This is a genomic window from Neisseria sp. HMSC073G10 (genome assembly GCF_001812605.1).
Taxonomy (GTDB): Bacteria; Pseudomonadota; Gammaproteobacteria; order Burkholderiales; family Neisseriaceae; genus Neisseria; species Neisseria subflava_A.
Genome location: NZ_KV809503.1, coordinates 109,995 through 127,371 on the forward strand (window position 1 = coordinate 109,995; position 17,377 = coordinate 127,371).

General features: G+C 49.3%; 15 protein-coding genes. 5 read left to right on the top strand and 10 right to left on the bottom strand.

All coding sequences use genetic code 11. The annotated features are described in order from the left end of the window. Positions 1-47 precede the first annotated feature (47 nt). Positions 48-686, bottom strand: a complete 639-nt coding sequence (locus HMPREF2865_RS03030; RefSeq protein ID WP_003745733.1) for a bifunctional 4-hydroxy-2-oxoglutarate aldolase/2-dehydro-3-deoxy-phosphogluconate aldolase — start codon at positions 684-686, stop codon at positions 48-50. Between the two features lie 90 nt (positions 687-776). After that, a complete protein-coding gene (edd, locus tag HMPREF2865_RS03035; RefSeq protein ID WP_070645522.1) occupies positions 777-2,612 on the bottom strand; it encodes a phosphogluconate dehydratase in 1,836 nt (611 codons plus the stop codon). 484 nt (positions 2,613-3,096) lie between these two features. Between edd and zwf the strand changes: the two genes are divergently transcribed. From zwf to pgi, 5 genes are all read left to right on the top strand, one after another. Then, on the top strand, positions 3,097-4,542 hold the full coding sequence (gene zwf / locus HMPREF2865_RS03040) for a glucose-6-phosphate dehydrogenase (RefSeq protein ID WP_070645524.1): 1,446 nt from the start codon (positions 3,097-3,099) through the stop codon (positions 4,540-4,542). A 63-nt stretch (positions 4,543-4,605) separates the two neighbouring features. Then, entirely contained in the window at positions 4,606-5,301 is a 696-nt protein-coding gene (gene pgl / locus HMPREF2865_RS03045) for a 6-phosphogluconolactonase (protein ID WP_070645526.1), read from the top strand. After that, the gene (locus HMPREF2865_RS03050) at positions 5,282-6,262 is read left to right on the top strand and encodes a glucokinase (RefSeq protein ID WP_070461367.1); all 981 of its coding nucleotides are present in this window, start codon (positions 5,282-5,284) and stop codon (positions 6,260-6,262) included. Before pgl ends, HMPREF2865_RS03050 begins: the two co-directional genes overlap by 20 nt. A 77-nt stretch (positions 6,263-6,339) precedes the next feature. Further along, positions 6,340-7,188: a DNA-binding transcriptional regulator HexR gene (gene hexR / locus HMPREF2865_RS03055; RefSeq protein WP_004519348.1), complete on the top strand. Its 849-nt coding sequence runs from the start codon at positions 6,340-6,342 to the stop codon at positions 7,186-7,188. A gap of 143 nt (positions 7,189-7,331) precedes the next feature. After that, positions 7,332-8,975, top strand: a complete 1,644-nt coding sequence (gene pgi, locus HMPREF2865_RS03060; RefSeq protein ID WP_070645528.1) for a glucose-6-phosphate isomerase — start codon at positions 7,332-7,334, stop codon at positions 8,973-8,975. Positions 8,976-9,026: 51 nt separating this feature from the next. Here the strand turns inward: pgi and HMPREF2865_RS03065 are convergent, their stop codons facing one another. From HMPREF2865_RS03065 to HMPREF2865_RS03095, 8 genes are all read right to left on the bottom strand, one after another. Then, a complete protein-coding gene (locus HMPREF2865_RS03065; protein ID WP_070645530.1) occupies positions 9,027-10,124 on the bottom strand; it encodes an NnrS family protein in 1,098 nt (365 codons plus the stop codon). Between the two features lie 188 nt (positions 10,125-10,312). Then, positions 10,313-10,927 (bottom strand): CadD family cadmium resistance transporter, encoded by a 615-nt coding sequence (locus HMPREF2865_RS03070; RefSeq protein ID WP_036491903.1) that lies wholly within the window; start codon positions 10,925-10,927, stop codon positions 10,313-10,315. A 309-nt stretch (positions 10,928-11,236) separates the two neighbouring features. Further along, positions 11,237-11,929: an ATP-binding cassette domain-containing protein gene (locus tag HMPREF2865_RS03075; protein WP_003686194.1), complete on the bottom strand. Its 693-nt coding sequence runs from the start codon at positions 11,927-11,929 to the stop codon at positions 11,237-11,239. Beyond that, positions 11,929-12,726, bottom strand: coding sequence for an ABC transporter permease (locus HMPREF2865_RS03080; RefSeq protein ID WP_070645532.1), 798 nt, complete (start codon positions 12,724-12,726; stop codon positions 11,929-11,931). Before HMPREF2865_RS03080 ends, HMPREF2865_RS03075 begins: the two co-directional genes overlap by 1 nt. Further along, positions 12,719-12,907 (bottom strand): hypothetical protein, encoded by a 189-nt coding sequence (locus HMPREF2865_RS11930; protein ID WP_141752509.1) that lies wholly within the window; start codon positions 12,905-12,907, stop codon positions 12,719-12,721. Before HMPREF2865_RS11930 ends, HMPREF2865_RS03080 begins: the two co-directional genes overlap by 8 nt. Before the next feature lie 35 nt (positions 12,908-12,942). Next, complete coding sequence (locus HMPREF2865_RS03085) at positions 12,943-14,058, bottom strand: PIN domain-containing protein (RefSeq protein WP_070645534.1); 1,116 nt, start codon at positions 14,056-14,058, stop codon at positions 12,943-12,945. 269 nt (positions 14,059-14,327) lie between these two features. Continuing rightward, complete coding sequence (locus HMPREF2865_RS03090; protein WP_004519356.1) at positions 14,328-15,305, bottom strand: ABC transporter substrate-binding protein; 978 nt, start codon at positions 15,303-15,305, stop codon at positions 14,328-14,330. Between the two features lie 57 nt (positions 15,306-15,362). After that, the gene (locus tag HMPREF2865_RS03095) at positions 15,363-17,282 is read right to left on the bottom strand and encodes a TonB-dependent receptor (RefSeq protein WP_070645536.1); all 1,920 of its coding nucleotides are present in this window, start codon (positions 17,280-17,282) and stop codon (positions 15,363-15,365) included. Between the last annotated feature and the right edge of the window lie 95 nt (positions 17,283-17,377).

The window sequence follows — 17,377 nt, forward strand, 5'->3', positions numbered from 1 at the left end:
TGAAATTATATTCAGACGGCCTTTTCTCTTTTAACTTAATAACCTGATTAGGCTTTTGGTTTCAAAGCGGCAGCTTCGCGAGCCAGACGGGTGATGGTATCCCAGTCTTTGTTTTTGATGGCTTCTTTCGGAGTCAGCCATGAGCCGCCGACGCACAAGACATTAGGCAGTGCCAAGTACTCGGGTGCAGTTGCCAGGCTGATGCCGCCGGTTGGGCAGAAGCGTACGTCGGCATAAGGGCCGTAGAGTGCCTTGAGCATAGCTTTGCCACCAACGACTTCGGCGGGGAAGAGTTTGAGTGTGTCGATGCCGTGTTCCAAAGCCAGTTGGACTTCGCCCGGAGTGGCAACGCCGGGAATCAGGGGGATGCCGCTGTTGTGGCTGGCTTTGGCGAGGGATTCGTGCAAACCCGGGCTGATGGCGAAAACTGCGCCTGCATCTTCGACAGCTTTGAGCTGTTCTGGATTGGTTACCGTACCTGCGCCGACGATGGCGTTGGGCACTTCTTTGGCAATCAGGCGGATGGCGTCGAGGCCGACAGGGGTGCGCAGGGTAATTTCGAGGGTGGGAATGCCGCCTTCGACAAGGGCATGGGATAAATCGACGGCAGTACTCAAGTCGTCAATCGCCATTACCGGAACAACTGCGCCGGCAGTCAGAATTTCACGAGGGGTCAGTTTGGACATTTTAGGTCTCCGTTGGGGACTGTATCGTAATAGGTTCGTTAACATGGTTTCAGACGGCCTGATTGTTTTAAAAGGCCGTCTGAAAAGGGTTTAGGCAAATTCGCCGCCGAAGCTCATGGCGCCGGTTTCTGCGCTGCTGGTCATGCTGCGGAAGTTGGCGAAGAGTTCGCGGCCGCAACCTTGTTGGTTCGCGCTCAAGTCGATACGTTCGACTTCGCGGGCGTTCCATTCGGCTTCGTTGATCAGGACGTTGAGTTCGCCGCTAACGGAGTCGAAGCGGATCAGGTCGCCGGTACGGATTTTGGCGATGTTGCCGCCCATCAAGGCTTCGGGCGTCATGTGGATGGAGGCCGGAACTTTGCCGGATGCGCCGGACATACGGCCGTCGGTCAGCAACGCCACTTTGAAGCCGCGGTCTTGCAGGATGCCCAAAGGCGGGGTCAGTTTGTGCAATTCGGGCATACCGTTGGCGCGCGGGCCTTGGTAGCGGACGACGCAGACGAAATCGCGTTCCAACTCGCCGCGTTCAAATGCGGCCAACACTTCGCGTTGGTCGTTGAATACGATGGCAGGTGCTTCGATAATGCGGCAGCCTTCGCGCACGGCGGATACTTTAATCACGCCGCGACCGATGTTGCCTTTCATCAGGCGCAAACCGCCGTCCGGGGAGAACGGATTGTCGGCTTTGCGCAGGATGTCGTCGTTGCCGCTGGTTTCAGGGGCTTCGCGCCATTCGAGTTTGCCGTCGATGAGGAAAGGCTCTTTAGTGTAGTGGCGCATACCGTGTCCGACGACGGTATCGACATCGTCGTGCAATAAGCCTGCATCCAGCAATTCGCGGATAACGAAAGGCAGGCCGCCGGCAGCGGTAAAGTGGTTTACATCGGCTTTGCCGTTTGGATACACACGGATCAGCAATGGGATGATGGAAGAAATTTCGTCGAAGTCGTCCCAGTTCAAAATCACACCTGCGGCACGCGCCATAGCAACGAGGTGCATGGTGTGGTTGGTCGAGCCGCCGGTTGCCATCAAACCGATCAGGGCGTTGATGAAGGATTTTTCGGTCAACATTTCGCCCAATGGTTTGATGGTGCCGTTTTTAATGCCGCGTGCGAGGTGTCCGGCAGCGTAGCGGGTCAGGGCTTCGCGCAGGTCGGTATATGGGTGGACAAAGGCGGCGGCAGGAAGGTGCACGCCCATCATTTCCATCATCATTTGGTTGGAGTTGGCGGTACCGTAGAAGGTACAAGTACCCGGGCTGTGGTAAGAGCCCATTTCGCTTTCAAGCAAGGCGTCGCGGCCGACTTTACCTTCGGCGAAAAGCTGGCGGGTGCGGGCTTTTTCTTTATTACCGATACCGCTGGACATCGGGCCTGCCGGAACGAAGATGCCCGGAATATGGCCGAAAGACAAAGCGCCGATCATTAAGCCCGGAACGATTTTGTCGCACACACCCATAAACAGACTGCCGTCAAACATCTGATGAGACAGACCGACAGCGGTACTCATGGCAATCACATCACGGGAGAACAGCGACAATTCCATACCGGCATAGCCTTGGGTAATACCGTCGCACATGGCGGGCGTACCGCCGGCGACTTGGGCGGTCGCGCCGTTTTTCTGTGCTTCGTCTTTGATTTGGTCAGGGAAGTCTTTAAACGGTTGGTGTGCGGAAACCATGTCGTTGTAGGCAGTGATGATACCTAAGTTGGGGACGGTTTCCTGAAGCATTTCGATTTTGATGCTTTTAGGCATGGAGGCATAGCCGTGTGCCAAGTTGCTGCAGCCGAGTTGGTTGCGCTCTAAGCGTCCCATCTGTTTGGCACTACGGATTTTCGCCAGATATTTTTCACGCGTCGGGCGGCTGCGCTCGATGATGCGCTCGGTAATTTCGGCGAGTTTCGGGTGAATAGGAGTGGGGTTCATGTGCGGTCTCCTGGCTAAACGATATGATAGGGATTTTGTTTGCGCGTTTCTGATTTTTGTATTGGGTGTTTTCTTCAGACGGCCTTGAGCTGTGGGAATGAATAATATGGGCCGTCTGAATATTTGAAGATTTTCTCTTCGAAGCGTCCGCATATTATAGTACAAAATCTGTAATTTTGTTACAAAATAATTTACTAAGTGGAAGAAATTTGATTTAAATCGAGGTATGGTCAATTCGTAAAATGGCAGGCTGCAAAAGTCATCAAACTTTTATGTTAAATCAAACAATTTGTAAAAATGAGAATAGACAAAATGTGTAGCCATGTGTAGTATTACTACTCATTAGCCCGCTTGTTTGAAATTTTGGTGCAGGCGATTGGTTTTTTACTGCTTATTGCTTAAAGGCTTTTGATTCTAATCGATTTTTATAGATGACGACAGTCCAAAAGTTTTGAAGCAAGCTTCCTCAACGAGAGATGAAACAATGAGTACACAGACAAATTTTGATTTGGTGTTGTTTGGCGCGACCGGCGATTTGGCAATGCGTAAACTTTTGCCTTGCCTGTATCAGGCGCATGTAGCCGGTTTGCTTCATCCCGAGGGTCGTATTTTGGGCGTAAGCCGCAGCGAATTGGATACCGCCGGCTTTTTGGCCAAAGTGGAAACGAATTCTAAAATCCATGTCAAACAAAACTTCTCTGATGAAGCGTGGGCATCGTTTATCCAACGTCTCGAGTATTTAAAAGTCGATGTGACAAAGAAAGACGACTTCATTGCTTTGGGCGACTTGGTAAAAGCGCGCAAGAATACTGAGAATGTCGTGATCTACCTCTCAACTGCGCCGAAATTCTTTGCGCAAGCCTGTGAAAACCTTGCCGAAATCGGTTTGAATGCCGATAACGTGCGCGTGGTTTTAGAAAAACCGCTGGGTACAGACCTGGCCTCTTCACAGCAAATCAATACAGATGTGGCCCGTTATTTCAAAGAAGAACAAATCTACCGCATCGACCATTATTTAGGTAAAGAAAGCCTGCAAAACCTGCTGGCCTTGCGTTTTGCCAATGTGATGTTCGAGCCTTTGTGGAACAACAAATATATTGAAAGTGTACAGCTGACCATCGCCGAGCAGTTGGGCGTGGAAGAACGCGGCGAGTTTTACGACATTACCGGCGCATTGCGCGACATGGTGCAAAACCACTTGATGCAAATGCTTTGTATGACTGCGATGGAAGCACCGGCGAGCTTGGATGCCGATGCCGTACGCGACGAGAAAGTGAAAGTCATCAAATCGCTGAAACCGCTGACCATCGAATCCGTCAACGAAAATGTTATTCGCGGCCAATATGTTGCAGCAAACGGCATGAACGGCTATCTGGAAGAAGTCGATGTGCCGAAAGACAGTTTCACTGAAACCTATGTCGCCATCAAAGCCGAAATCGAAAACGAGCGTTGGAAAGGCATACCTTTCTACCTGCGTACCGGCAAACGCATGGCAGACAAAGTGGCGGAAATCGTGTTGAACTTCCGTCCGCTGCAAAACCATATTTTTGACAACAGCCAACCTGCGCCGAATCGTTTGGTTATTGAACTACAACCGACCGAATCCGTCCGTCTTTACACACAAGTGAAAACCCCGGGTGCTGGCAACAAAGTCGAAGTGACACCGATTGGTGTGGACTTGGGCACAGCCGTAGAGGGTCGCCGTGCCGAGGCTTATGAGCGCCTGCTGCTGGATGTGATTAACGGCAAACTCGCTTTGTTCAACCGTCGTGACGAACTCGAAGCAGCTTGGGAATATGTGATGCCGATTTTGGAAAACTGGGCGAACAATACAACGCCTCCACATGCTTACGAAGCCCATTCTTGGGGTCCTGAAGCTGCGCGCGCGCTGTTGGCCCGTGACGGCAACAAGTGGCACGAAGAGCAATAATATTTCTTTCAGACGGCCTTGTTTTCCAACAAAAGGCCGTCTGAAACCATGAAAGGACGAAACATGTTTGTTTGGCACGAACAAGAAAACGCTGCAACTGCCGCGCAAGCTCTCGCCGATGCTGTTGCCGCCGCATTGCAAGCCACGTTGAATGAGAAAGGCCATGCGGTTTTGGCCGTTTCCGGCGGTCGTTCGCCGATTGCGTTTTTCGAGGCTTTGTCGCAAAAAGATTTAAATTGGCAAAATGTCGGCATTACTTTGGTGGACGAGCGTATTGTTCCGACCACGTATGCCGACAGCAATACAGGCTTGGTACGCGAATATCTGCTCAAAAATAACGCGACCGTTGCCACATGGATTCCTGTTGTTGAAGACGGAAAGTCTGAAACTGAATTACAACCTGAAGTTGTCGTTGCTTATGCATTGAAACATTACAAGCAACCTGACGTGCTGGTGTTGGGCATGGGTTCAGACGGGCATACGGCGTCGTTGTTCCCTCAAGCGCCTCAATTACAGGCTGCGATCAATGAAGCCAATGACCCGACATTGATTCATACTACGCCGGTTACCGCGCCACATGAGCGTGTGAGCATGACTTTGGGTGCGATTGCCAAAACGCCGAATGTGTTTTTGGCTATTCAAGGCGCAGAGAAAAAAGCAGTATTTGATAAAGCTGCCACAAGGGCCGATACCGAATATCCGACCAGCTTGATTCTCAATCATCAAGGAATTAACTGCCATGTCTACTATGCACACTGAAGCTTATCCCCGCCTGGTCGCCGATATCGGCGGTACGAATGCCCGTTTTGCGCTTGAAACTGCACCACAAGTGATTGAGAAGGCTGAAGTTTTACCTTGTAAAGATTACGATACCGTCGTTGATGCCGTCAAAACTTATTTGGAACGCGCAGGCAGCCCGAAAGTTTTGCACGCCGCCTTTGCGATTGCCAATCCGATTTTGGGCGACTGGGTGCAGATGACCAACCACCACTGGGCGTTTTCCATCGAGACCACCCGTCAGGCTTTGGGTTTTGAAACGTTGATTCTGTTGAACGATTTTACCGCCCAAGCTTTGGCAGTGACCAAAACTGAAAAGAATGACTTGGTACAAATCGGCGGTCAAAAGCCCATCGAATTTGCACCTAAAGCCGTTATCGGCCCGGGTACCGGTTTGGGTGTCAGCGGTTTGGTGCACAGCGCTGCCGGCTGGGTGGCATTGGCAGGCGAGGGCGGCCATACCAGCTTCCCGCCGTTTGACGATATGGAAGTGTTGATTTGGCAATACGCTAAAAACAAATACGGCCATGTTTCTGCCGAGCGTTTCTTGAGCGGCGCAGGTTTGAGCCTGATTTACGAAGCATTGGCCAAACGCGACAACATCAAACAATGCCGTCTGAAACCTTCGGAAATCACCGATAAGGCATTGAGCGGAACATCGCCGATTTGCCGTCAGACTTTGGATATTTTCTGCGCCATGCTGGGTACGGTTGCTTCCAATTTGGCTTTGTCATTGGGTGCGCGCGGCGGCGTGTATTTGTGCGGCGGCATTATCCCGCGCGTGTTGGATTACTTTAAAACGTCCCCGTTCCGCAGCCGCTTTGAAAATAAAGGCCGCTTTGAGGCTTATCTTGCCGCTATTCCCGTGTATGTCGTATTGAGCGAGTTTCCGGGCATCGTCGGCGCGGCGGTCGCATTAGACAATCATTTAAATAACGTTTAAACACACAAACGGCGGTGCAGGGCAGGGGGTGGAAAAAACCCTTGTCCTGAACGTCAAAAAATCAAAGGGTAGAGTATATGTTAAGCAAAATCAGCGAATCATTGTCCAATCTCTCCGGCGCAGAACGCAAAGTTGCCGAATCTGCGCTGGCCGAGCCGAAATGGTTCGTTCATGCCGCTGTGGCGGAAATCGCCGAGCGTGCATCCGTCAGTCAGCCGACTGTAATCCGTTTCTGCCGCAGCTTGGGTTACAAAGGCTTGCCTGAGTTCAAACTCGCTTTGTCTGCCAGTATCGGTCATGAAGGTATGCCTTACGTTCATGAAGAATTGAACGCCGATGACAACATGGGCAGCGTGGTCGAAAAAGTATTGGGCAATGCCGCAGCCTCCCTCTTGGGCGAGCGCCGCTTCCTGAAAGAATCCGAGCTGGAAAACGCGATTGCCATTTTGATGCACGCGCGACGCGTTGAGTTTTATGGTGTCGGCAACTCCGGCATCGTTGCCCAAGATGCGCAACACAAATTCTTCCGCTTCGGTATGTCCACCGTTGCCTATGTCGATACGCATACCCAGCTGATGGCGGCTTCCGTATTGACCGAACAGGATGTGTTGGTGGCGATTTCCAATACCGGCTCATCTATCGAATTGTTGGACGCGGCCAGTATCGCCAAAGAAAACGGCGCAGCCGTTATCGCGCTGACCCGCAATGATTCGCCGTTGGCTCAAATGGCCGACTGCGTATTGAGCATTGCCACTCAGGAAAATGCCGAGCTTTATACGCCTATGGTGTCCCGCCTTCTGCAGCTGGCTGTTATCGACATTCTTGCTATCGGCTTGGCCTTGCGTTTGGGCGACACTGCCAGCACGCAACTACAAAAAAGTAAAAAAAGCATACATAACAAACACATCGAATACGATAAAGATTGATTCTTCACTGACATTTTCAGACGGCTCCAACCCATATCAAGGCCGTCTGAAATCTCAAAAAACGGAAACCACCCCGTTCCCGTTTCAGACGACCTCACGGCCGTTTTCTCAACAAAACTGTCCACTATCCAGGAGAGCATCCGATGAAACACCTTCACGATTTACCAGCTTGGTCAAAATTATGGATACATTTTGACGAAACCAAAGAACAACACATGCGCGAAATGTTCGAGCAAGATCCCGAACGTGCCGAGCGCTACTGGCTGCAGATTGGCGGCCTGACTTTGGATTATTCTAAAAACCGTATCAATGACGAAACCATGTCGCTTTTGTTCGAGTTGGCGCGTGAAGCAGGCGTGCCAGAGCGGATGCAGCAAATGTTCCACGGCGAAAAAATCAATACGACAGAAAACCGCGCCGTACTCCACGTTGCCCTGCGCAACCGCACCAACGCCCCTATCGTCGTGGATGGCGAAGATGTGATGCCTAAGGTCAACCATGTCCTGCAACGCATAGGCGAGTTCGCGCATGAAGTTCGCAGCGGCAGCTGGTTGGGCTATACCAATCAAGTCATTACCGACGTCGTCAACATCGGTATCGGCGGCTCTGACCTCGGCCCTCTGATGATGTGTACCGCGCTCAAGCCTTTCGGTCATCCGCGTTTGAACATGCACTTCGTCTCCAATGTGGACGGCTCCCAACTGCGCGATGTATTGTCCAAAGTCCACCCTGAAACCACCCTCTTCATCATCGCCTCCAAAACCTTCACCACCCAAGAAACCCTCACCAACGCCCTGACCGCGCGTAAATGGTTCTTGGATCATGCAGGCGATGAAAGCGCCGTGGCCAAACACTTTGTTGCCGTATCGACCAACCAAAAAGCCGTAGCCGAATTCGGTATCGATACCGCCAATATGTTTGAATTTTGGGACTGGGTCGGCGGACGATACAGCCTCTGGTCAGCCATCGGCCTGCCGATTATGCTGTATCTCGGCGAAGAAAACTTCATCGAAATGCTCAACGGCGCACACCTGATGGACCAACACTTCATCAATACGCCGCTAGAGCGCAACATGCCCGTCATCCTCGCCCTCATCGGCATCTGGTACATCAATTACTACGGCGGCGGCAGCCACGTTATCGCACCTTACGACCAACATCTCCACCGCCTGCCTAAATTCATTCAGCAGCTCGATATGGAGAGCAACGGCAAACAAGTTACCCTTGACGGTAAACCGGTCGGTTACGAAACTTCCCCGATTATTTGGGGCGAAACCGGTATCAACGGCCAGCACGCCTTCTTCCAACTGCTGCACCAAGGTACGCACATCACACCGATTGACCTCATCGCCTCTCTTGAAAAACGCAGCAATTTGCAAGGGCATCACGAAATCCTGTTGGCCAACGTCTTTGCCCAAGCCGAAGCCTTTATGCGCGGCAAAACGCCTGACGAAGTCCGCGCCGAGCTTCAAGCCCAAGGCATGGAAGCAGAGCGTATCGAAGAGCTGGTTCCGCACAAAACCTTCTCCGGCAACCGTCCGACCAACCTCATCCTCATGGACAAAATCAACCCGCGCAATATGGGTAGCCTGATTGCCATGTACGAACACAAAACCTTCGTTCAAGGCATTATTTGGGGCATCAACAGCTTTGACCAATGGGGCGTAGAACTCGGCAAACAACTGGCTAAAACCATTCTTGCCGAATTGACCGGCGAGACCGAAGTGCAAAAACACGACAGCTCCACTACACGCCTGATTAATCTTTATTTGAACGCCAACAAATAAAGCATTTATTTAAAGCAAAGGCCGTCTGAAAGTTTCAGACGGCCTTTTGTGTTATTCCGGATCATCCGTAAACGCATTTTCCCGAAATATCGGTACAAACGTGAAAAGATACAGTACGAACACGGCGATGGTCAGAATCGCAGGAACGGTGATGAAGAAAATAGGGTTCACGTTCATTAAGAAAGCGCGCGAGACGGCAGCTATAAAGAGAAGGGGGACGGCAATGCGGCAGAGCTTGGGGTAGTCGAGTTTGGTAAAGCCGCTGTGCCACAGTCCGGCGGTCAGCCACACCATCATCACGCCGCCCATCATGCCGCCGAGGGTAATCAGGTGTAATGGAGCGGAGGAGGGCAGATTTTGCAGTTTCGCCGCGCCTGTCCACAGATAGCCTGCGGCGGCAAAGAGTTGGAGCAGGTAATAAGTGCGGACGTAGTGTTTGCGCAGGAGTTCGTGATGGTGAAGCTCACGCAGCTTGGCGAGCAGGATAAAGCCGACGGCAAGCGCAGTAAAACCGGCGGTTTGCGCGGGCAGCCAAAGTTCGGCGGCGGCGTGCAAGAGCAGGAAAGTAATGGCGATGTTTTTATAAACGATATTTGGAATAAAAACAGGGTCTTTCAGACGGCATTCTTTAAGGGCTTCCGCGCCCAAAAGAATACTGACGCGGACGGATACAAACATGACCGCCGCCATGTTCAGATGTACTTGCGCGCGCAGTAAGTTCAAATCGCCATTTGTGGCATAGGCCGTCTGAAAAGCAGTAAATGCGGCGAGCAGCATTAGCAGGGCAAAGTTGTCAGTGTTGCGGTCGAGCCAAATCAGCCAGGCGCAAAACAGCAGCAATACCAGCCAATAGGCGGCAACGAAAAACGAGGCAGTTTGCGGCGAAAAGGGCAGTATGGCGGATGCGGCGAGCAGTAATGCCGCCATCAAAGTAGCGACATGTTTCAGACGGCCTTGATAGCCTGTCCATTCAAGCATGGCGGCAGTCAGAAAACCGCCGTATGCCGCAGGCAGCATGAGTTCTAAGAAGATTTGGCGGTGCAAAATGACGGCACCGGGGCTGATGAAAAACACCAACGCGCCGAGTATGGCAAGCACCGCCGCACCGACGAAAAACGGCCGCATGGGGTGGGTGAAAAACTTATTCATGGTTTGGCTTGATTCTGCATGAAGATGCTTTCGGATATGGATTTATTGGGTGAACAGAGTTGTATCTTGTATTGAAGAAGCAAACCTTCGGCTTGCTTGCCCTCTCCTTAGCCCTCTCCCCGTGGGAGAGGGTTAGGGAGAGGGCAACGAACCGCAAGGTTTGTCAGATACTCAAATGCCCGTATCATTCATATTATTGATATTATTGTTTGAATTGTATTATTTTCAATAATAATAAATAATCCTAAACCAATATAAATAACAGCCATTATCCAACGACTAAACTTCTCTACAATTTCACCAACACCTGAAATATTAGCCAATCTTTGTGCTGTATATACTAAAACAAAAATTAATATTAAAAATACAAGAAGAGTAACTAATAAGTCGACAAGATCTAAAGTCACAAAGTAAGGAACAAAAAGTCCAATATTATCTGCACCACAACTAGCAACTGTAACCAAAGCAACAATACCGACTAATTTTGACAACCCTTTTTCATCCAATTCTTTTTTAGCTCTTTTTTCGCCCTCACAATCGTCGTAAATAGCAACTTTAATACCTAAGTAAATCGGTATTAAACCTAATAAACCCAACACCCATTTTTCCGGAACATAATGCAAAACAAAAGCTAGAAATAAACTAACTAATATTAAAATTACAGAACCTAAATATTGTCCGATATAAATATCTCGATATTCTTTTCTAGTATTTGCTCTAGCAAAAAATATTAATAGTATTACCAACAAATCTACTGCTGTAGCAATATATAAAACAGCAGCAGTAATCACAGTCGAAAACATAAAGCACCTCATAATGAATCCCCTGCCCCCTTGGCACCACGGCTTTTTCAAAAACCGAATCGCGTTCGGATAACAGATTCGTATCTTTCGCTAAAGAGGCAAGCCTGCGGCTTGCTTACCCTCTCCCTAGCCATCTCCCACGGGGAGAGGGAATTGGGCTGTCGAGCCTGAACATTTTCAGGTTTACCTGACATCTGATTCCCAATTCTACGGCTCTCTGATTTTGAGAAACCTGATCCCCTTTCCCCGTGGGAGAGGGTTAGTGAGAGGGCAACGAACCGCAAGGTTTGTCAGAAATTTAAATTCCTATCACTCATAATAATGAATCCCCTGAAACTCTCTTGCCACCACGGCTTCTTCAAAAGCCGAATCGCGTTCGGACAGCGGCGTAGGCAGGGTAATCACGTTTTGCACGTTCATGCCCTTAGTGGAAAGCAGCATGATTTCATGGCTCAGGCGTGCGGCTTCGAAGCGGTCGTGCGTTACCAGCATACACGCCATGCCCTGCCGCTCGATTTTTTCCACCAGCATGGCGACCAAAATATCGCGCAAATCGCGGTCCAAACCGACGAACGGCTCGTCCAGCAAGGCAAGGTCGCAGCCGCACAGCAGCAGGCGCAAAAATGCTACCCGTTTCGCCATGCCGCCGGACAATTCGGTCGGATATTTGTTCAAATCGCCCGCAGTCAGCCCGACTTTCGCCGCCAGCGCGATGATTTCGCCTTCATCGGGTTTGTCCATAAAAATAGCGATATTCTGCATCGCGGTCAAGTTTCCCGGCAGGCGGTTTTCCTGAAACAGAAAACCCGTTTTGCGGAAAGCATTGCGTATCGTGCCCGATTTCGGCGTTTCCAAGCCCGCAATCAACCGCAAAACCGTCGTCTTGCCACAGCCGCTCGGCCCGAACAAGGCTTTCACTTCGCCATGTTGCAGGTTCAAACTGAAATCGCGCACAATGGGGTCGCGGAGAATTTCAAAACGCACGTTTTCAAGACAGAGCATCATCTTCTCCACGGCATAAACAAAATTTCCAAAGGCTTGGTAATCAGGTATTCAAACAGCGACACAAACACGATAACCAGCACCACATAAGCCATCACCGTCGAAGTCTCCAGCATCGCCCTCGCGTCCGCAATCCGCGCACCCACGCCTTCGCTCGCGCCCAAGAGTTCCGCCATAATCACCACCTTCACCCCCATCGCCACCGCCACGCCGATGCTGGAAATCACATAGCCCGTCAGATGCGGGATATACAGATAACGGATTTTTTTCAGACGGCCTAACTTATAAGCGTCAAACAATTCCTCATGCTGCCTGTTCACGCTCGCCATCCCGACCGCCGCACTCGCAAACGTCAGCGGCGCAACCAACACAATGATGGTAAACAACACGCTAGGATTGCCGAAACCGAACCAAAACAGAGCCATCACCACCCAAATAATCGGCGGCATTGCCAACAAAATCGTAATCACAGGCTTAAGCAACGCCATCGCCGTCTTAAAACTGCCCGCCACCAGCCCCGCCGCCAATCCCGCCGCCAGTGCGACCGAAATGCCCACCACCGACCGCCACAGCGAAATCCCGATTTCGTTTTCCTGAAAATGTTTCAATAAATCCAATGACTTTTGAAACACCTCCACTGGCGCAGGCAGCATAAATTCGCCGAACACGGCGCCTCCCCACGCCCACAACGCCACCACCACCATCGCCACGCCTAGACCGGCAAAGCCGCTCCAAAGGTAGTCGATGATGTAAAACAGCGCAGGCTGCGGTTTGCGGATTTTATCGGTTTTAATCATGGTTTGGGTGTTGGCTGGTGGGGATGGTTTGGGGACGGTAGGTCGTCTGAAAAATGGTAATTGGCTTAGATGGAACGCCGCAATCCAACGAAACGGCTTGGTTTCTCAAAATAGTGTTTTTCAGACAACCTTGGATTGGGATTTTGGTGTTTTGTCGGGTTACGTCTAGACTATAATCCAATCTTTTTTTATATATTTAAGAAATAATCTTTATTACTAAAAGGGAAAAATTTCTCCCATATCAACAACGAAGAAATCATCAATTGTTATATCATCAATATACATATTTTCTAACCCATCTAAAATGTTTCCACGTAAATAAACCAAAACATCTGGTTTATATGATGTTTCTATTATTTTTGTTGATCTGCCCAGTGATACATATTCCTTATCAATTGGATCCCAAGTTGAGAAATTAAAAGTTGCTTCGATATTACAAGAAACTTCACATGTGATACTAATAGTAATTGCCTCTGAATTGATATCAACAATATAGACTTTTAATTTCTTTCCATTATCTTCCTTAAGAACCTCAACATCTATTAAGTTTGCTTTTTGATCATCAATATTGTAGTTATATGCTGATTGAGCATTAATCACACAAATATTTATATCTTCTTCAATAGCCAAAGATATTCTTTTAAAAATTTCACTATTTTTATTTTTTAAAAAATCCGATTGTATTTCACAAATGATAGAATCTAAGGCCTGATTCTGTTTATTTAAAATCTCCATTGCTTGTGCTAAATTATCAGTAACCTTAATATTAGATTTATTTTGTAAAAATTTCTTCCAATCGTTATCGGCACTAACAGCTAATAAATTTTTATCATTTTCTTGCGCCCATGTATGCAATGATAATAGAGCAATAGCATCTGGAAACTCATTCTTTTTATTACCTGATTCTTTAAAAGGAGCAAGATTTTGAAAGTACATATCAATTAAAGATTTCATCTCGCAATATTCCTCTCCCTTAACGAGCTCAATTCCACATTTTCTTATAAATTCTTCTAATATTAATTTGGATATAGACTCAGCCTCATAATTCAATTTAATTAATGACTTGATTTTCTCCATATCATCTATGCAACAATTTAGATAATCAGACGCATCATTTAAAGCTGATTCAATTTTACTTTTTGTCTCTTTTTCCTTCCTATCAAGATGAGATTTGAGCTCGAGATAGACAATATCACTTAAAATTAATTTTATTGGATTATCTTTAAATTGATGTAATTGTGCTAACAGTCCTTTATTTAACTTCAATCCATTTTTTTCAAAAATTGAAGTATCGATTGTTAATGCGGAATAATGTTTATTAGTTTCATCCATGTTTATTACCTTTTTATTTACCAAAGCATACGTAGTTTGGGTTATGCCCCAATATTTCAGATAATTCAACAGTTTTGTTGGGTTTAACAACCCAACCTACGGTTGCTGCAATTTTAAAACATTCCTGCAATATCAAAGACTAGATTTCCGCCTGCGCGGGAATGACGGCTCTTTGTGTACTGTTCGAACTATTATCTGATAGGCCGTCTGAAAATGATAAGTCAGATTTCATGGCTACTCCACTATTTTCAGACGGCCTCTATCCTCTTTTAAGCCAAGAAGAACCCGTTATCCGGCAGCTTGCCGCCCAAGAGTTTCGGGTTGAACTGCATCAGGATTTCGTAAAACTTCAAAATCTCGTTCTTCACTTCGCTGCCTTTGGTTACCGTCAGCCGCGCGCCGTCCAAGCCCATGACTAGGGCGGGTTCGGGGGCAGGTAGGTAGTTTTTGCCGATTTTCGCTGCGCTTTGGCGGTTGGCCAGTATCCAATTGAGTGCGTTTTTCAAATCCTGATGGAAGAGGTCGAACTGCGCTTTGTGTGCGTGGAAATATTCTTCGTTGGCGATGATGCCTGCCATCGGAATCAGCGGTTTGGTGTCAAACGCCTGTCCCCATGCTTTCACCAAATCAAAGCCGCGCACGACGTTTACGCCCATGGTTTTGCCTTTAAGTAGGCTGGCGGTTGCCATCGGTTCGGGCAGGATGGCGGCGTGGTAGTCCTTGCTCAAAAACAGTCCGACTGCTTCGGGCGGCGTGGCGGTGTAAGTGATGCCGACTTTATGCGCGTCGATTTTCAGTTTTTTCAGCAAGGCTTGCAGCACGATGTCGGGCATATCGTTTTTAAACGGCACGAGGATTTTTTTGCCGACCAAATCCTGCGGTGAGGCAATCGCGCTGCCTTTGCACATCAGCTGTGTGATGCCGTTGGTCAAAATATTGACCATGCCGACTTTCTGCCCTTGGTTGCGCAGGTTTACGCCAACATTGCTCGGACTCATCATCACTTTAAATTGTCCGCTTGCTACGCCTGCGCGCAGTTGGTCGGGTGAGCGCCAAATTTTTAGCGATACATCCGCCTGCTTCGCCAGCTTGCCTTGCAACGCCGCTACAGCAATGGTAACGCTGGGCATTGCCGGCGCGCCGTACACGGTAAATTGCTCTTTACCGGCAGCAAGCAGAGAAGGCGAAACGCCTGCGGCTGCCAGCGCGGCGGTCATTTTTAAGAAATCACGTCTTTTCATGTCCATTTTTTATCTCCTAATTCTTAATAAGCCAGTGTAGGCATTCTTTCAGACGGCCTGATTTTAAAAAGCCGCGTGCAAACTCAACCAATATGTCCTGCCCGGTGCATACACCACGCTGGGCGACAGGGCGAGGACGTGGTCGCCGCTGATGTATTCGGCGTATTTTTTGTTGAACACGTTGTTCACGCCCAAGCGCAAGCCGTATTTGTCTTTGATGTTCATACCGGCATACACGTCGGCAACGGTAAAGCCTTTGGCGGCTTCGCGTTTGTCTATGCCCAGACCGCTTGCCGCGTCAAAATCGCCGCGCGTTTGTTTGGCGACAAAGCGTGTTGCTGCGCCGATGTTGTAGCTGCCGTGGGCAAAGTAGTTTTTGTAGTCGGCTTGGACGGCGGCTTCAAATGGACGAATTTGATAGAGCGGCCTGCCGTCGGTTTCGTTGTGTCCGTAGTTGTAGGCGGCTTTGATGCCTGCCGCCCAATGCGGATTGAAGTTGTAACGCGCGTAGGCCTGCACGGTAAATAATCGCGCGTCCACGTTGCGTGTGATGATGCCGCTGCCTTTGGAAGCCGTGCCGCTTTGTCCGTGTGCGCGGTCAAAAATAATCAGGTCTTTGACTTTGTCCGCCACAAGTGTGCCGCCCACGTTCCAGCCTGCGCCTGCCAACGAGTTCATATAGCCGTTGTAGTAGTCGTTGCGGCTGTCGGCGGTGAGCTTGATGCGGTTGTGTTTTTCGGTTTTCAGCAGGGGATTGCCTGCGATGGCGGCGGCTGGGTTTTGGTTCATCAGCATGCCGTTCATACGGTTTTGCACGATGGCGGCAAGCGAGTTGAAGCGTTCGGTGTTGTCGCCGATGCGTTCTAAGTGAGCAAGGGAAACGCCGTATTTTTGCGTTTCAGACGGCGTAAAATCGTATTTGAGTTCACCTGAAAAGGCATGACGGCGCACTTTGCCGTTGAAGTCGTAGCCGTAATGGGTTTTCCAGATTTGCTGCGATGAGGCGAAGGCAAGGTTGCGGTTCATCGGATGGGCGGGTTGCGCCGTATTTTTGCGTACGTCCGCTTTGTTGATTTCGTAGCTCAAACCCAAGCCCAGTTTGTGTCGGTCGTCAAACTTGTAAGACAAGGTATCGGCAATGCGCCAGCGGTCGAGGTGTACATCGGCGAAACGGTAGCCGTTGAGGAAATCGCGCATGGCGGTATGGGCGTTGCGCTCGCCGTTTTGGCTGTCGTTGCGGTAGCTAACGGCGGCGGTGTTGTGGAATTTGCCGAAGTTCGCATCGTGTTTGAGCGAGAAGTCGTACACTTTGCGGTCAAGCTCTACGAATACTTGCTGCGGCGTATTGTTTTGGCGCAGGGAGTAATTGTCGGCATGGCGTTTGAGTTTGATGATGCCTGCTTCCGCGCTGACCGTATTGCTCAAATCGGCATTGCCCCAACGCGCGTTGAGTTTGGCGATGTGGCGTTCGGTATCCAATGCGTCGTTGACGAACTGCGGTTGGCGGTCGTTGTTGATGTCGTCGTGTAGGTAGGTGAGGCGGTATTCCTGATTTTCAGACGGCACGAAACCGAGTACCAAAGCTTGATTAAAACGGCTATATTTCCAATCGGTCTGATTGCTGTCGCCGTCTTTATAGCCGTTGGCCTTGGTGTGATTGAGGTTGACCACGCCGTACACTTTTGCTCCACGCGCTTGCGCGGTAACGGAATTGTAAAAACTTTTGCCGTAGAAGCCGCTGTTTGCTTTCAGCGGACGGAAGGCTTGGTCTATGTTTTCGGTAACAAAGTAATGATCGCTGCGGTCGGTGCGGTCGAATTGGTTTTCGGGGAAATAGCCTTGTGCGGCGGTCGGAGCAATCGGTTTGGGAGGGGAGAAGGTTTTGACAGGCTGGATTTCATCAGGGTCTGCCAAGGTTTCGGCAAAGCCGTTTGCGGCGGCAAAACTGCTCATTAACAAGCAAATCAAATGGTTTTGTTTCATTATCTATATCCTGATAATCATTTTTATTTATTATGCTCTTAGAGAGAAGCAAAGTAAAGAAATGATAAAGTGTCTGAAGCCGACAAAACTTTATT